The sequence below is a fragment of the Enterobacter sp. K16B genome, assembly GCF_020216105.1.
GTDB lineage: Bacteria > Pseudomonadota > Gammaproteobacteria > Enterobacterales > Enterobacteriaceae > Enterobacter > Enterobacter sichuanensis.
Map to the genome: position 1 here is coordinate 1 of NZ_JAIWJZ010000131.1, position 14752 is coordinate 14752.

15 protein-coding genes and 1 pseudogene are annotated in these 14752 nt (G+C 62.0%); 7 read left to right on the plus strand and 9 right to left on the minus strand.

The window, feature by feature from the left end:
- On the plus strand, positions 1-435 hold a 435-nt coding region (locus LDK53_RS20365), incomplete at its 5' end, for a histidine phosphatase family protein (protein WP_225287919.1).
- 11 nt (positions 436-446) lie between these two features.
- Complete coding sequence (gene cobT / locus LDK53_RS20370) at positions 447-1502, plus strand: nicotinate-nucleotide--dimethylbenzimidazole phosphoribosyltransferase (RefSeq protein ID WP_094918280.1); 1056 nt, start codon at positions 447-449, stop codon at positions 1500-1502.
- Between the two features lie 83 nt (positions 1503-1585).
- Here cobT and LDK53_RS20375 read toward each other — a convergent pair whose 3' ends face one another.
- The 3 genes from LDK53_RS20375 to hpxO are packed head-to-tail and all read right to left on the minus strand — an operon-like array spanning position 1586 to position 4739.
- The gene (locus tag LDK53_RS20375; RefSeq protein ID WP_225287920.1) at positions 1586-2521 is read right to left on the minus strand and encodes a PDR/VanB family oxidoreductase; all 936 of its coding nucleotides are present in this window, start codon (positions 2519-2521) and stop codon (positions 1586-1588) included.
- Between the two features lie 11 nt (positions 2522-2532).
- Positions 2533-3567 (minus strand): molybdenum cofactor-independent xanthine hydroxylase subunit HpxD, encoded by a 1035-nt coding sequence (gene hpxD / locus LDK53_RS20380; protein WP_095440974.1) that lies wholly within the window; start codon positions 3565-3567, stop codon positions 2533-2535.
- A gap of 17 nt (positions 3568-3584) precedes the next feature.
- The gene (gene hpxO / locus LDK53_RS20385; protein ID WP_225287921.1) at positions 3585-4739 is read right to left on the minus strand and encodes an FAD-dependent urate hydroxylase HpxO; all 1155 of its coding nucleotides are present in this window, start codon (positions 4737-4739) and stop codon (positions 3585-3587) included.
- A gap of 237 nt (positions 4740-4976) precedes the next feature.
- Between hpxO and uraD the strand changes: the two genes are divergently transcribed.
- Together uraD and uraH are read left to right on the plus strand one after the other, a co-directional pair.
- Complete coding sequence (gene uraD, locus LDK53_RS20390; RefSeq protein WP_225287922.1) at positions 4977-5477, plus strand: 2-oxo-4-hydroxy-4-carboxy-5-ureidoimidazoline decarboxylase; 501 nt, start codon at positions 4977-4979, stop codon at positions 5475-5477.
- Complete coding sequence (gene uraH / locus LDK53_RS20395; RefSeq protein WP_045284659.1) at positions 5474-5797, plus strand: hydroxyisourate hydrolase; 324 nt, start codon at positions 5474-5476, stop codon at positions 5795-5797. The genes uraD and uraH overlap by 4 nt, the downstream gene beginning before the upstream one ends.
- Here the strand turns inward: uraH and guaD are convergent.
- Together guaD and LDK53_RS20405 are read right to left on the minus strand one after the other, a co-directional pair.
- The gene (guaD, locus tag LDK53_RS20400) at positions 5777-7096 is read right to left on the minus strand and encodes a guanine deaminase (RefSeq protein WP_225287923.1); all 1320 of its coding nucleotides are present in this window, start codon (positions 7094-7096) and stop codon (positions 5777-5779) included. The two genes, uraH and guaD, sit on opposite strands and share 21 nt — an antisense overlap.
- Positions 7097-7194: 98 nt before the next feature.
- Entirely contained in the window at positions 7195-8691 is a 1497-nt protein-coding gene (locus LDK53_RS20405; protein ID WP_225287924.1) for an NCS1 family nucleobase:cation symporter-1, read from the minus strand.
- 144 nt (positions 8692-8835) lie between these two features.
- Here LDK53_RS20405 and LDK53_RS20410 point away from each other — a divergent pair, with 144 nt between their 5' ends.
- The 3 genes and pseudogenes from LDK53_RS20410 to puuE all read left to right on the plus strand — a co-directional run bounded on the left by LDK53_RS20410 (position 8836) and on the right by puuE (position 11242).
- Positions 8836-9552, plus strand: coding sequence for a GntR family transcriptional regulator (locus LDK53_RS20410; protein WP_088244151.1), 717 nt, complete (start codon positions 8836-8838; stop codon positions 9550-9552).
- Positions 9552-10425, plus strand: a pseudogene (gene hpxA, locus LDK53_RS20415) (allantoin racemase). Before LDK53_RS20410 ends, hpxA begins: the two are co-directional and overlap by 1 nt.
- On the plus strand, positions 10343-11242 hold the full coding sequence (gene puuE, locus LDK53_RS20420; protein ID WP_225287927.1) for an allantoinase PuuE: 900 nt from the start codon (positions 10343-10345) through the stop codon (positions 11240-11242). Before hpxA ends, puuE begins: the two are co-directional and overlap by 83 nt.
- Positions 11243-11311: 69 nt before the next feature.
- Here the strand turns inward: puuE and hpxZ are convergent, their stop codons facing one another.
- The 4 genes from hpxZ to LDK53_RS20440 all read right to left on the minus strand — a co-directional run.
- Positions 11312-11698 (minus strand): oxalurate catabolism protein HpxZ, encoded by a 387-nt coding sequence (hpxZ, locus tag LDK53_RS20425; RefSeq protein ID WP_095440980.1) that lies wholly within the window; start codon positions 11696-11698, stop codon positions 11312-11314.
- Positions 11695-13092: an AtzE family amidohydrolase gene (locus tag LDK53_RS20430; protein WP_225287925.1), complete on the minus strand. Its 1398-nt coding sequence runs from the start codon at positions 13090-13092 to the stop codon at positions 11695-11697. The genes hpxZ and LDK53_RS20430 overlap by 4 nt, the downstream gene beginning before the upstream one ends.
- On the minus strand, positions 13089-13277 hold the full coding sequence (gene hpxX / locus LDK53_RS20435; protein ID WP_025755912.1) for an oxalurate catabolism protein HpxX: 189 nt from the start codon (positions 13275-13277) through the stop codon (positions 13089-13091). The genes LDK53_RS20430 and hpxX overlap by 4 nt, the downstream gene beginning before the upstream one ends.
- Before the next feature lie 10 nt (positions 13278-13287).
- The coding region (locus LDK53_RS20440) for a gamma-glutamyltransferase family protein (protein ID WP_225287926.1) at positions 13288-14752 on the minus strand (1465 nt) is incomplete at its 5' end.

A 14752-nucleotide genomic window follows, 5' to 3' on the forward strand; every position in this document is an offset into this window, starting at 1 on the left:
CAGCAAACGGCGCGGCTTATCGTGCCAACTGCCCATGATGTTCAAGTGGATCCGCGTCTTAACGAGCTGGATTTTGGCAAATGGGAGATGCGGCACTACAGCGACATTGAAAAAGAAAATCCCGCGTCGTGGCAGCGCTGGATGGATGACTGGCAAAACGCCACGCCCGACGGTGGCGAAGCCTTCCCGCATTTCGCTGCACGTGTCAGGGCGGCGGCGGATGAGATGAGTCAACTGCAGCAGCACGACGAGATGCTCATTGTGGCGCATCAGGGTGTGCTGAGCCTGCTGCTGGCAACCTGGTTAGGGATGCCCCCGGCTGCGATGTGGCATTTCCCGTTCAGTCATGATGCCTACACGGTCGTTGAAAATCGGGCCGGGCATTGGGTATTACGCGTATTTAATGGCAGAAGCGTTTGGCAAACTGAAGAGTGAGGGTGATGAGGATGGGGACAGTGAAGGCGCTGGCGGCGGCCATCAGACCGCTTGATAAACAGAAGATTCAGGCGGCCTCGCGGCATGTTGATGGCTTAATCAAGCCGACAAACAGCCTCGGTCGGCTGGAGAGTCTGGCAATACAGCTTGCGGGAATGGGGGGAATCGACAGGCTCGATAATCTGCAAAAAGAGATTATCGTGATGTGCGCCGACCATGGCGTGTTTGATGAAGGCGTGGCTGTGACGCCGAAAGTGGTGACCAGGCTTCAGGCCGTCAATATGCAAAAGGGGTTGACCGGGGTATGTGTGCTGGCCCGCACTAGCCAGACGTCGGTACTCCCCGTTGACATCGGCATTGACGGTGAGCCTGTTGACAATATGCTCAGCCTTAAACTCTCTCGTGGCTGCGGGAATATCGCCCAGGGTCCTGCGATGAGCCGTCAGGATGCCGAACACCTGCTGCTGGCGAGCGCCAGCCTCGTTAAAAAACGTGCTCAGGAGGGGATTTCCGTCTTTGGCGTTGGCGAGTTGGGTATTGCGAACACGACGCCGGCCTCGGCAATCATCAGCGTACTGACCGACAGCGATCCGCATGAGGTGGTGGGGATTGGGGCAAATTTGCCGCAGGACCGGGTACAGCATAAGGAAGCCATTGTTCGGCAGGCGATACGCATTAACCAGCCGGATGCGCGCGATGCGGTTGACGTGCTGGCCAAAGTTGGCGGCTATGACCTGGTGGGTATGACCGGGGTGATATTAGGCGCTGGTGCATGCGGACTGCCCGTTGTGTTGGACGGTTTTCTCTCGTATGCCGCAGCCATCGCCGCCTGTCAGATTGCGCCAGAGGTTAAGAACTACTGTATTCCCTCTCATTTTTCCGCCGAAAAAGGGGCCAGACGTGCGCTGGAGCACCTTGGGCTGGCGCCATTTATCCACCTTGACATGCGTCTTGGTGAAGGGAGCGGTGCCGCGCTGGCAATGTCTATCGTCAGTGCGGCATGCGCGATGTATTGCGAGATGGGGCTACTGGCGCAAAGCGGCATTGAGTTGCCCGTTCCGGCGTGACGGAATGCGATACGTTTGATTTGTTACGGATTGTAGGCCGGGTAAGCGCAGCGCCACCCGGCAAGAAAGCGTTTTCAGGGGGTTTACAGCCCGATCACCAGCTCCCCGGAATGGCTTCGCGAGCAGCACAGCGCCACCTGCTGCTCGGTTGCGTTTTTTTCCGCCTCTGACTGCACGCTATCCCGGTGATCCACCACGCCGTCAATCACCGGCGTCAGGCAGGCGCCGCAGATCCCCATCTCGCAGGACAGCGGTACGTCCACGCCATTTTCCAGCAGTACCTGGGCGATAGTCTTATCCGCAGGGACCGGCCAGCGCTCGCCGGTGGAGGCCAGTTTGACCGTAAAGATCTCACCCGCTGCACCGTCACTGACGGGCGCAGCAGGCTGAAACGCCTCGCTGTGAAGATGGGCGTCGTCCCAGCCCTTCGCCGTGGCGACCTCACGTACTTTTTCCATAAACCCTGCGGGCCCGCAGATCCAGGCGTGAAGCCCCGGCTCAGGCATCGGGAGATGCCCGTCCAGCGTGGTGCGCGGGCTGTCGGTATGGATGACGCACGCATCGCACGCTGAAAGCGCGCGGGCAAACGCCGCGCTTTGCCGGTCCCGGACGTAGTAGTGCAGCGTAAACGGCGTGCCGGCGGCCTTCAGCTGCAGGGCCATCGCGTACAGCGGCGTAATGCCGATCCCCGCCGCCAGCAATAAAACCCGCTCTGCCTGCACCAGCGGAAACAGATTGCGCGGGGCCGAAATCAGCAGCTTCTGCCCCGGACGTAGCGTTTCGTGAACGTAGCGCGACCCACCCCTCGAGGCGGCTTCCCGCCCCACGCAGATTAGATACCCCTCATCGCCGCACGCCCCGGTCAGGGAGTACTGGCGAATAACTCCGCAGGGCAGATGCACGTCGATGTGCGCCCCGGGCTGCCATGCCGGCAGCGCTTCGCCGTTTTCAGCCACCAGCCTGACGGCGAGGCTCTTGTCCCCCTCGCGCCACAGTCCGTCAACAATCACGTTCAGCATACGGGCCTCCGTCATACCAGGAAAAATGCGCCAAAGCCCATCTTCTTCAGTCCCCGGCGGTAGGCAATCGAGCTTTTATCCGCGGGGATATGCGCTTCCAGGGTGAGATCCAGCGGCAGGCTTTCCGGACGCTGGGTTTCAACCATCAGGCGATCTTCTTCAAAGATGCGCAGGTTAAAGGCATGCACCTCTTCCACCGGAATATGCAGATCAAAATTACGCGCGATAGGGGCGAACATGCGGGTCACGCGTGAGGAAACGGGCGACGCGGCATTCATGATTACCAGCCGGGATTCTCCCGGAAAATGGATCGTCAGGGTGGCGGTAAACGGCAGGTGCATTTCAAAATGGCGCAACCAGCGGAAGCCCTCCGGGGCCTGCACATCCGAAGCGGGAGGATAGTTACTCACCGTACTCCAGTAATCGGCAACAAAGCCAAACGGCGTCTCCTGGGGTTGATAGTCAGGGACCAGCGTGTTGTTGGGATCCGCAAAGGTATCGGTGTGGATCCAGGCAAAGTGCGCCACGTCCAGAAACCCTTCCACCTGACGCCCGGCGAAGCCATTCACCTCGAACGCCGGGCAGTTAATCTGCTGAAATCCATCGTCATCCCAGTGCGGCAGGGTGGGCAGCGGCGCGGGGTTGTCCGGATCAAACGCCAGGCAGGTCCAGATCAGGCCAAAGCGCTCCTCCACGGCGTAATTAATCAGGTTCAGCTTCGCCGGAACGGGCTGGTCGGGGCTGGACGGAATTCGGTTGCAGCGCCCGTCCTCCCCAAAACGCAGGCCATGATAGGGACAGATAATCCCGTGCTCATCGTGAAAGCCGAGCGTCAGCGGCACGCCGCGGTGCGGGCACACGTCCCGGGCGACCACGACCTGGTCGTTGATCCGGTAAATCACCAGCTGTTCGTCCAGCAGGGTCGCTTTAACCGGCGCCGGGCCGATGTCGCAGGCCCGGGCGACCGGATGCCAGCATTTCGCCAGACGCAGCCAGTCCTCTGGCTCAAACGTGCAGTGGGCGGGTGGGGTCGGTTCTCTTTTCATGTTCATCCCTCTTGCGTTCAGCCTAACGGGCCGCCCTGAATGGTGTCGCACAGACCGTTGATGATGCGCTCTCCGGTCTCCTCTTTGAGTTCCTGATACCAGGCCTCCGTCAGCGCCATGTCTTTGCCGTGGGTCACGTCGCAGCGTTTACGCGCCTTCAGCACCAGGTCGCGCACCCGGTCGCAGCGAAGCGCCTCGTACTGTCGCAGCGCCAGCGTCACGTTGTGGTTTTCACGCAGGCATTGACCCAGCACCACCGCATCTTCCATGGCCGCACAGCCGCCCTGACCGATATCCGGCGTGGTGCTGTGTGCGGCATCGCCCAGCAGCGCGACGTTGCCGCGCACCAGCGTGTCGAACGGCTCAATGTCGTGGATCTCAATGCGGTTGGTGGTCTGCGGGTCGAGCGCGGCGATTAGCTTTTGCACCGGCGGCGCCCAGCCGCGGAAGTAGCCCGTGAGATCGGCGCGCAGGGTGGTGCGATCCTCCGCCAGGCCCAACGGAAGCGGCACGTCAAAAAAGAAATAAAACCGTCCGCCAGAGACGGGCATCAGCGACACGCGTTTGCCTTCGCCAACGAAGGTGGTCCACTGATGAGCCGGTGCAATCTCTTCGTCAATCTTCACCAGCCCGTTCCAGTTCACGTAACCGGCATAGCGGCGCGCCGGGGTATAGCCCAGCACGTACGGGCGAACCGCCGAGTGGGCGCCGTCGGCGGCAATCAGAAAATCCCCGTGCGCCGTGGTGCCATCGGTGAAGGTCACGCTCACGCCAGCGTCGTCTTCATGGACGTGTTCGACGCGCTTGCCGAACTGCACGTTATCGCGTCCCCAGAACTCCAGCATTTCGCGCTGGAGTTCAGTGCGCGAGACGGGGCAGGGACGCCCTCCGGTACGCTCAACCAGCGGGGCAAGGCTGAAGCGGGTCAGGGTCTCGCCGCGCCGGTAATCTTTATAGGCCATGAAACGCATCGGCCCGCCGTACGTCTCAACGATCTCCCCCATCCCGAGGTGCTGCATGCATTTCACGCCGTTAGGCCAGATGGAGATGGCCGCCCCGACGGGCCTGATCTCTTTTACGGCTTCAAATACGGTACAGTCGATTCCCGTTTTCTTCAGTGCGACGGCGGCGCTCAGGCCGCCAATACCCGCGCCAATGACGATTGCTCTCATGCTTCTCTCCTTTTGCTGGGGTAAGGTTATTCAGCAATTTGCGTACCAGGCTGCAGCGTGGCGAAAACGGCGTTGTGAGAGCGGTACTTGCACTGCTAAGGTGCGTAAACGCGGTGAGCGTGCCTTTTTTTGAATCAAAAATTTCCGCTTCACGCATCCGGAATCGACTGTTTCACGCCGGGGCAACTGTGGCGTGGTTTGTGCAACAGCCCGGAAAAGGACACCACAGGAGACGCTATGATCGCACTGCACGACTTTAATCATCTTCCGGCCCACGACGCGGTGGCGCTGCTTCACCCCTGCGTGGCGATCCCCGGCTGGGCCGACGCGCTGGTTCGCGGGCGGCCTTACCCGAGCCGGGAGGCGTTGTTCATCACGGCGCAGGCCCTGACGCAAACCTGGGATGACGCGGCATTAACCCTCGCCCTGAGCGCGCATCCGCGCATTGGCGAAAAGCCCGCGGGCAGCGGGGCGGAGGCGGCGCTGTCGCGCCAGGAGCAGGGCGCGGTGAATGACCGTGATGCCGGGCTGGCGCAGGCGTTACGCGAGGCCAACGCCCGCTACGAAGCCCGTTTTGGACGGGTCTTTCTGATCCGCGCCAAAGGCCGCAGCGGTGAGGAGATGTTACAGGCGCTGCACGCGCGGCTGGAAAACAGTGACGCGCAGGAGGTCCGTGCCGCGCTGGAACAGTTACGGGAAATTACGCTGCTACGGCTGGAAGGAGTCATTAGCGAATGAGTACGTTAAGCACGCATATTCTGGATATCTCAACGGGCAAACCTGCAGAGGGCGTGACCGTCCATCTTCAACAGGAGGGGAAGACGCTCGCCACGGGAGTAACCAACGCGCAAGGGCGCATCGCCGCGTTCGTTCCCTCGCTGCCCGCAGGCCGTTACCGGCTGGTGGCGGAGATCGGCGCATGGTTTCGCGACACCGGTCGCGACACGATCTGGCCCTGCGCACAGATTGATTTTGTGACGGGAGAAACGGCAGAGGAACACTTCCATCTGCCGTTTGTGATTGCTCCCGGCGGATGGTCAACCTACCGGGGCAGTTGACCACACCTGCTCGCCGTTGATCCAGGTCTCGCTGATGTTGCGCTCGTCACCCAGGGTCATCAGCACAAATAGCTGCTCGTAGATATCCCTGCAGCGGCGATTGCGCAGGCGCTGCAGCGGCGTCACGTCAGGGTCGATAACCACGAAATCCGCCTCTTTGCCGGGGGTGAAGTTGCCAATTTTATCGTCCAGCTTCAGCGCGTGCGCCCCGCCCAGCGTGGCGTGATAAAACGCCTCGCTGGCGCGCAGGCGGTAGCTCTGGAGCTGGCCGACCTTATAGGCTTCCCCCAGCGTGCGCAGCATGCTGAAGGTGGTGCCCGCCCCCACGTCGGTGCCAATGCCCATCCGCACTCTGTGCTGCCAGCAGGCGGGCAGGCGAAACAGCCCGCTGCCGAGAAACAGGTTAGAGGTGGGGCAAAACGCCACCGCCGAACCGGTGTCATGCAGGCACTGCCACTCGCTGTGGTGCAGATGAATACCGTGGGCAAACACGCTGCGCTCGCCGGTCAGGCCGTAGTGATGATACACGTCCAGATAACGCTCGTGCTCCGGCCAGAGATCGCTCACCCAGGCTACTTCGTTGGGGTTTTCGCTCAGATGGGTCTGCAGCCAGGTATCCGGGAACTCCTCTCTGAGCAGGCTGACCGCGGCAAGCAGCTCGGGGGATGAGGTCGGGGCAAAGCGCGGCGTAATGGCATAGCCCAGCCGCCCCCGGTGGTGCCAGCGCTGGATCAACGCCCGCGTTTGCCGGTAGCTCTGTTTGGGATCTTCACTCAGGTAGTCCGGCGCGTGCCTGTCCATCATCACCTTGCCGGCGATAAGGCGCATATTCAGGCGCAGGGCTTCGGTAAACAGCGCCTCGACCGATTCGGGATGGAGGGTACAAAACACCAGCGCGGTAGTGGTGCCATTGCTGACCAGCTGGTTAATGAAAAATTCGGCGATCTCTTTCGCGTAGGCTTCATCGGCAAACTGGCTCTCCACCGGGAAGGTATAGGTCGTCAGCCACTCCAGCAGTTGCTCGCCAAACGCGCCGATCATCTCCGTTTGCGGGTAGTGGATGTGGGTGTCGATAAATCCGGGCAGCAGCAGCTTGCCGCGCAGGTCGGTGTAACCTTTGTGCGGGTCAAGAAACGGCTCGCCCTCCTGCCAGGACATGTGCGCCAGAATTTTTCCGTTCTGTATAAACAGCACCCCGTCCTCAAGATAGCGCGCGTGTTGGGCAATCGCGTCTGCGCTGTCGCAGACCTGGGCAATGTCAAAAAATGCACCGCGGATCGCTGTCTGGTAATCCATCATGGTTCCTGCCTTAGTGTGTGCGTAGCGGGGTGATAAGGCTCAGCAAGAAGGGTGCCAGAATGAACAGGCCGCAGATAAACTGCGGCCGGAAGGGAGGGTTACTCTTTTTGCGTCGCCACACGGGAGCTGAACGACGTCGCTTTTGCCGTCTCGCGCTCTTCCCGCGCCAGCCAGCGGTAGGTGACACCGCCGAGGAAGACGCCGATAAACCAGCTGAAGTTCGCCACCTCATGCAGGCCCGGAATAAAGCTGATCACCAGACCCACGGCAACGGAGGGGATCAGCGCGGCAATGGCTTTCGGGTTAAAGCCGTTGCGGTACCAGTATTTGCCCTCTGGCGTGTCGTTGAACAGATCGTCGACCGACACCTTGCCGCGTTTAATCAGGTAGAAGTCGGCAATCAGAATGCCAAACAGCGGGCCGATAAACGCCCCAAGCACGTCGAGGGTGTAGTGGATAAGCTCCGGCGAGTTGAACAAGTTCCACGGGGTGAGCAGGATCGAGCCGACGGCGGCAATCATGCCCCCGGTGCGGAAGCTGATTTTTTGCGGCGAGCAGTTAGAGAAATCAAACGCCGGGGAGACGAAGTTCGCCACAATGTTGATCCCGATGGTGGCGGTGATCATCGTCAGCAGGCCAATCGCCACCGCCAGATCGTTACCCACGCGGCTGACGGTCTCAATCGGATCGGTGATCATGCGGCCAAACAGCGACTGGGTACCGGAAACAATCACCACGGTGACGATGGAGAACAGCAGGAAGTTAAACGGCAGACCCCAGCGGTTACCGCGGCGGATCTCACCCATGCTCTTCCCGTAGCGGGAGAAATCACCAAAGTTGAGCAGCGGGCCGGAGAAGTAGGAGACCACCAGCGCCGTCGCGGTGATCATCTGCCAGGTCTGCTCGCCTGCGCTCAGGGACTTGCTGGCGAGGGTAAAGGAGATACCGTCAAAACCGGTCTTGTATACAATCCAGCCGGCGAGGGCCAGCATCACCACATAGACCGCCGGACCGGCGATATCAATAAAGCGTTTGATGGCGCTCATGCCGTGCCAGAAGACCATCGCCTGCAGGACCCACATAATGGCAAAGCAGATCCAGCCCAGATGCGACAGGCCCAGGAACGCGCCGGTGGTGAGCGAAGAGAGCGACGGCCAGAACTTCAGCGCCACCAGCATCAGCGCATTGGCGGCCAGATAGGTCTGAATGCCGTACCACGCAAAGGCGATAAGCCCGCGGATCACCGCCGGAATATTGGCCCCGAAGACGCCAAAGGCCTGGCGGCTAATCACCGCATAGGGCACGCCCGCCATCTGGCTCGGTTTTGCCACCAGGTTGGCGCACAGCTGCACAATACAAATTCCCACCAGCAGGCAGAGCAACACCTGCCAGCTTGCCAGCCCGAGCGTAAAGAAGCTCGCGGCGACAACATAGCCCCCCATGCTGTGCACGTCCGACATCCAGAACGAAAAGATGTTGTACCAGCTCCAGTTCTGGTCACGCGTCGGTGCCAGATCCTCATTGCAAAGACGTGGGCTGTAAACCGCACCGGAATCAGCGGCCGTACCCTGCGGTGTATTTTGACTGTTTGGCATGAAACCTGCTCCTGTGAATGAAAACCCGTTGAGTGGGAGTGCAAACGGTGTTGCAGGATCCAGGCCAAAATAATAAATCTTGTATGCAATATTTTATTTTTATGTATACGATTCGATAACGGAAAGTAAAATTCGGAGTGGTGAATGAACAACATACATGCCCTGCAGACCGCGCCAGACCTGCATGACAAAGACGAATCCATCTTCCAGGCGCTGATGACCGCGATTGTCGAACATCAGCTGCTGCCGGGAAGCAAATTGCCGGAAGAGGCGCTGGCGGAGGTGTTTGGTGTGAGTCGTACGGGCATCCGCAAGGTGCTGCAGCGACTCGCCGCTGTGCAAATGGTCACCTTAACGCCCAGGCGTGGTGCATACGTTGCCAGCCCGACGGTCGAAGAGGCGCGGCACATCTTCCGCACCCGCGCGCTGCTGGAGGTTGCCAACCTGCCGGACGTGCTGGCGCACTGTCAGCCGCCGCATCTTGCCGCGCTGGAGGCCATTATTCGCCAGGAGCAGCAGGCCCACGAGGCCTACGACGGTCCGGCGGCGATCCGCCACTCCGCCCGTTTTCACATTCAGCTGCAGGCCATCTCCGGCAATCAGGTGCTGACGGAGATGGTGACCGGCCTGAGCCAGCGCTCCTCGCTGGTGATTGCCACCTGGGGGGCGCCGTGGCGTCAGGGCTGCCGCTGCAACGATCACGAACAGCTGGTGGATCTGCTGCGCCAGAAGGCCCTCCAGCCGCTAAGTGATGCCTTAATGCACCATTTTGAACATATCGTCGCCAGCCTCTGCTTCGAGCGGGCGGGCGAGTGCCTGCCTGATTTTGCCCGGCTGTTCGCCGGCCACAAGGAGTCGTAATGTCAGTCTGTATACAAGTGATCAACCCCAACACCAGCCTGGCGATGACGGAAACCATCGGCGCGGCGGCCCGTGCGGTGGCCGCACCGGGCACGGAAATCCTCGCGGTCTGCCCCAGTGCAGGCGTGCCCTCTATAGAAGGCCACTTTGATGAGGCTATCGCCGCGGTGGGGGTTCTCGAACAGGTCAAACTGGGCAGGCAGCAGGGCGTGCACGGTCACGTCATCGCCTGCTTTGGCGATCCGGGTCTGCTGGCGGCGCGCGAGCTGGCGCAGGGGCCGGTAGTCGGTATTGCTGAAGCCGCCATGCATATGGCCACGCTGGTGGCGACGCGCTTCTCGGTGGTCACCACGCTGCCGCGCACGCTGATCATTGCCCGTCATCTGCTGCACCAGTATGGCTTTCAGGATCATTGCGCGGCGCTGCACGCTATCGATCTCCCGGTGCTGGCGCTGGAAGACGGCTCCGGTCTGGCGCAGGAGAAGGTGCGTGCCCGCTGTATACAGGCACTGAAAGAGGATGGCTGCGGCGCCATTGTGCTGGGCTGTGGCGGGATGGCGACGCTGGCGCAGGAGTTGACGCGCGAGCTGCGCGTACCGGTGATCGACGGCGTCAGCGCGGCGGTGAAGATGGTGGAGTCGCTGGTGGCGCTGGGGCTGTCGACCAGCAAGCACGGGGATTTGGCGTTCCCGGAAAACAAAGCGTTAAGCGGACAATTTCAGGCATTGAATCCATTTTAAAGGTGAGGGGAGAGGCGATGGCGCTATTTGAACAGGATTACCCGCGGGATCTGCGCGGTTACACGGGCAACCCGCCGCACGCGCAGTGGCCGAATCAGGCGCGCATCGCGGTGCAGTTTGTGCTCAATTATGAAGAGGGGGCGGAAAACCACGTTCTGCACGGCGATGCCGGGTCGGAGCAGTTCCTGTCGGACATCATCGGTGCGGCCAGCTACCCGGACAGACATATGTCGATGGACTCCCTCTACGAATACGGCAGCCGCGCCGGGTTCTGGCGGATCCACAATGAATTTCAAAAACGTGGCCTGCCGCTGACGGTTTTTGGCGTGGCGATGGCGCTGGCGCGTCATCCGGAAATCGTTGAGGCGATTAAGTCAGCGGATTACGACGTCGTCAGCCACGGCTGGCGCTGGATCCACTATCAGAACATGGATATCAGCCAGGAGCGCGAACACCTGCAGAAAGCGGTGCAGGTTCTGACCGATCTGTTCGGCAAGCCACCCACCGGCTGGTACACCGGGCGCGACAGCCCCAATACGCGTCAGCTGGTGGTGGAGCACGGCGGCTTTGACTACGACAGCGACTACTATGGTGACGACTTACCCTTCTGGACGGAAGTGGCCTGCAGCGACGGCACCCGCAAACCGCACCTGATTGTGCCCTACACGCTGGATGCGAACGACATGCGCTTCGCCACCGCGCAGGGGTTTAATACCGCCGAGCAGTTTTATACCTGGCTGAAGGACAGCTTTGACGTGCTGTACGAAGAGGGGGAACGCGCGCCGAAGATGATGTCCATCGGCATGCACTGCCGTCTGCTGGGGCGCCCTGGGCGTTTTCGCGCGCTGCAGCGGTTCCTTGATTACGTGCAGCAGCATGAGCGGGTGTGGGTCTGTACCCGCCAGCAGATTGCCGATCACTGGCGGGATGTTCATCCGTTTCAGAAGTAAGTGTGCCGTGTTTAGCCGGGTGGCGGCTGCGCCTTACCCGGCCTACGGGACAACGTTGGCCCGGTGGCCCTACGCCATCAAACTCACCTGCGCCGCCACGATCCGCCACCCGTACGCAAACCGCACCCACGTCTGTTGCTGGCGGCCAATGCGCTGTGTGCCCTCGCGGGTAAATTCGGTGCTGCATACCGCATAATCCTCACCGAAGGTGGTGATGACGGTGTGACGCAGCGTTCGCTGCAGCCCGGCGGCAGGGCGCGCCGCGCGAAAGGCGCGGATTTCATCAATCCCGTAGAGATTTTCACCCGCCCCCAGCCGTACCGTGTTTTTGTCGTGCCAGAACAGCTCGTCCAGTACCGCAATGTTGTTGCTCACCAGCGCGTCTTCATAGCGGTAAAAGGCGGCCGTCACTTCCGCCACCACCCACGGGAGATTGATGTCATCGTGATTCATCATGCTGCCACCTCCGCCGGGCGGGCATCGGTGATTCCACTCTCCTCCAGCACGCGCGCGACGCGCAGGCAGGCCTGCTCGTTAAACGGTGCGGCAATGAGCTGCAGGCCAATGGGCATCCCCTGCGCGGTGCGCAGCGGAACGGTGGTCACGGGCAGGCCTAAAAACGAAATCGGCTGGGTCAGCATCCCCATGCTGGCGCGAATCGGCAGCGGCTGGCCGTTAATCTCCATGGTTTGCTCGCCCGCCAGCGTGGCGCTGCGCGGGGTGGCCGGGGCGATCAGCACGTCGGCCTGCGCGAAGAGGGTCTTAAACGCCTGCCGGGCATGCGCGCGAAACCGCTGGGCCTGAATGTACCAGGCGGAGGGGATCATCGCCCCTGCCAGCAGCCGCTCGCGGGAGTGCGGCTCAAAACGCTCCGGCTCGCGGCGAAGCGCGGGCAGGTACTGATTTCCCCCTTCGGAGGCGCTGATGATAAACGCCGCGGCGCGCGCCAGTTCGGCCTCCGGAAAGTGCAGTTCATCCTGCACGTCGAGCGCCTTCGCTACCCGCGCCACGGCATCTCTGGCCTGGGCGTCACACCAGGTGGTGAAGTAGCCGCCGAGCACCGCGCAGCGCAGGCCCTCCAGGCCGCGGTCGAGCAGGGGGCGCGTCTGTTCGCGCGGATGTTCTGCCTGAAAACCGTCGCTGCTGTCCCGCCCCTGCAGCGCGTCGTACACGGAGGCCAGATCGCCCACCCGACGGGCAAAGGGGCCGATATGATCCAGACTGGCGACAAAGGGATGGCTGCCGGATCGCGACAGACGACCAAAGGTGGGCTTCAGGCCATAGATCCCACACAGGGAGGCCGGGACGCGTATCGAACCGTTGGTGTCGGTGCCGAGCGAAAAGTGCACCAGCCCGGCGGCCACGGCGGCGGCCGAACCGCCGGATGAACCGCCCGCAATGCGCATCAGGTCGTGCGGGTTACGCGTCGTGCCGTAGTGGCTGTTTTCGGTGGTAAAGCCGTAGGCGTAGGCGTCCATATTCACCATGCCGGTCAGAAGCCCGCCCGCGCTGCGCAGCTGGCGCACCGCGAAGCCGTCAGCGGCTGCGGCAGGGCGCTGGCTGAACAGTTCAGCCCCGGCGAGAGTGGTGTGGCCGGCAACGTCAAACAGGTTTTTCACCGCGTAGGGCACGCCCGCCAGCGGCGGCAGCGGACGCTTTTCGCGGCGCAGGGTGTCGATATTGTCCGCTTCGGCGAGCATGCGCGCTTGCGTCACCGTGGTCCAGGCGTTGATCTGCGGGTTAACCTTCGCAATCGTCTCCAGCGTCTGGCGGGCGATCTCGCGGGCGCTCACCTCGCCTGCGCTGAGCGCCTGCTGAATGTCGCTGATACTCATCTCGTGTAGCGTCATGCTTTATACACTCCTGCAATCTCCAGACGGTCGTCGAGCGGTAGCGCCATCAGCGGCGCGGCCATGCCGGCAATGCGGCTGAACTGCAGATGCAGCTCGGCGCGGCGGGCCTCATCCAGCGCAATGCCGAGCACGGACTCCATTTGCGCCAGATAGGCGTGCCACTCAGGTTGTACGTCGTTCATTCTTCTCTCCTCAGAATCCGGTGGCGGCGCCGTTGCTGCGTGGGTCGAACGCGCCTTCAAACAACCCGTTCGGGTGGCGTACTATCGCACCCGCGTGGCCCATGGCTTCGCTAAAGTCCGGGAACAGCTCCACGTCGTGACCGAGCCCCTGCAGGCGTGCGACAGTCTCGGGAGAAAAACGGCCCTCCAGTTTTAAGGTGTCCGAGGTTTGTCCCCAGGTGCGCCCCAGCAGCCAGCGCGGGCGGGAGATGCTCTCCTGCAGCGGCACGCCCTGAACCACGTAGCGGGTAAAGAGGGCGGCCTGGGTTTGCGGCTGTCCGTCGCCGCCCATTGAGCCGTAGACCATCACCCGCCCATCCTTAAGACGTGCCGCCGCCGGGTTGAGGGTATGGAACGGCTGTTTACCCGGCGCAAGGGCCAGCAGATGATTGGGATCGAGACTGAATGAGGCGCCGCGGTTCTGCCAGACGATGCCGGTATCGGGCAGCACCACGCCGCTGCCGAATTCGTGATAAATGCTCTGAATAAACGACACGGCCAGGCCGCTGCTGTCCATCACCCCCATCCACACCGTATCGCCGGGGCCTTTGCCAGCTCCCCATGGGGCGGCGCGGCTGTCGTCAACCCTGTCGGCAAGCGCCTGAAGGGCAGCGGGGTCCAGCCGGCGCTGAATATCGGTTTTCAGCTCGCGCGGGTCGGTGATGTAAGCATCGCGCAGGCCAAAGGCCAGCTTGGTGGCTTCAACAATGCGGTGAAGGGTGTCGGCGTCGTCGGCCTCCGCCATGTTCAGCCGGTCGGTAATGCCGAGGATTGCCAGCGAGACCAGCCCCTGGGTCGGTGGGGCGAGGTTAAACACCTCCCCCTGCTGATGCTGCAGCGTCAGCGGCGTGGTGCGCCGGGCAGCGTGGGCGTGTAAATCGGCCAGCGTCACGGGCAGGCCCAGCGCCTCCATACCGTGCGCCAGCACCTCCGCCAGCGGACCGCGATAGAAGCTGTCCAGCCCGTCTTCCGCCAGCCGCTTAAGGGTGGAGGCCATCGCCGGTTGATAAAAGCGGCTCCCGACCTCTGGCGGCTGACCGTTTACCAGCCAGGTTTCCGCAAAACCGGGGATATCTTTCAGCTCGTCGAATTTACTCGCCGTGGCGTGAGCCTGAGAGGGCGTGACCGGCGTGCCGTGTTGCGCATACTCAATGGCGTCGGCCAGCAGGCGGGCCAGCGGCAGCGATTTACCGGTCATTTCACGTGAGAGCCTAAGTGCCTCGTCCCAGCCACTCACCGTTCCGGCGACGGTGAGCGCCGCCTGAGGTCCGCGATGGGGAATATGTGCCAGCCCGTCGTAGGCGGCGAGCGTCGCGCGCGATCCCGCCGCGCCGCTGGCGTCGATGGCGATCGGCTCGCCCTGCGGCGGAACGATAAGCCAGAAGCCGTCACCGCCGAGGCCGTTCATATGCGGGTAAACCACGGCGATGGTCGCC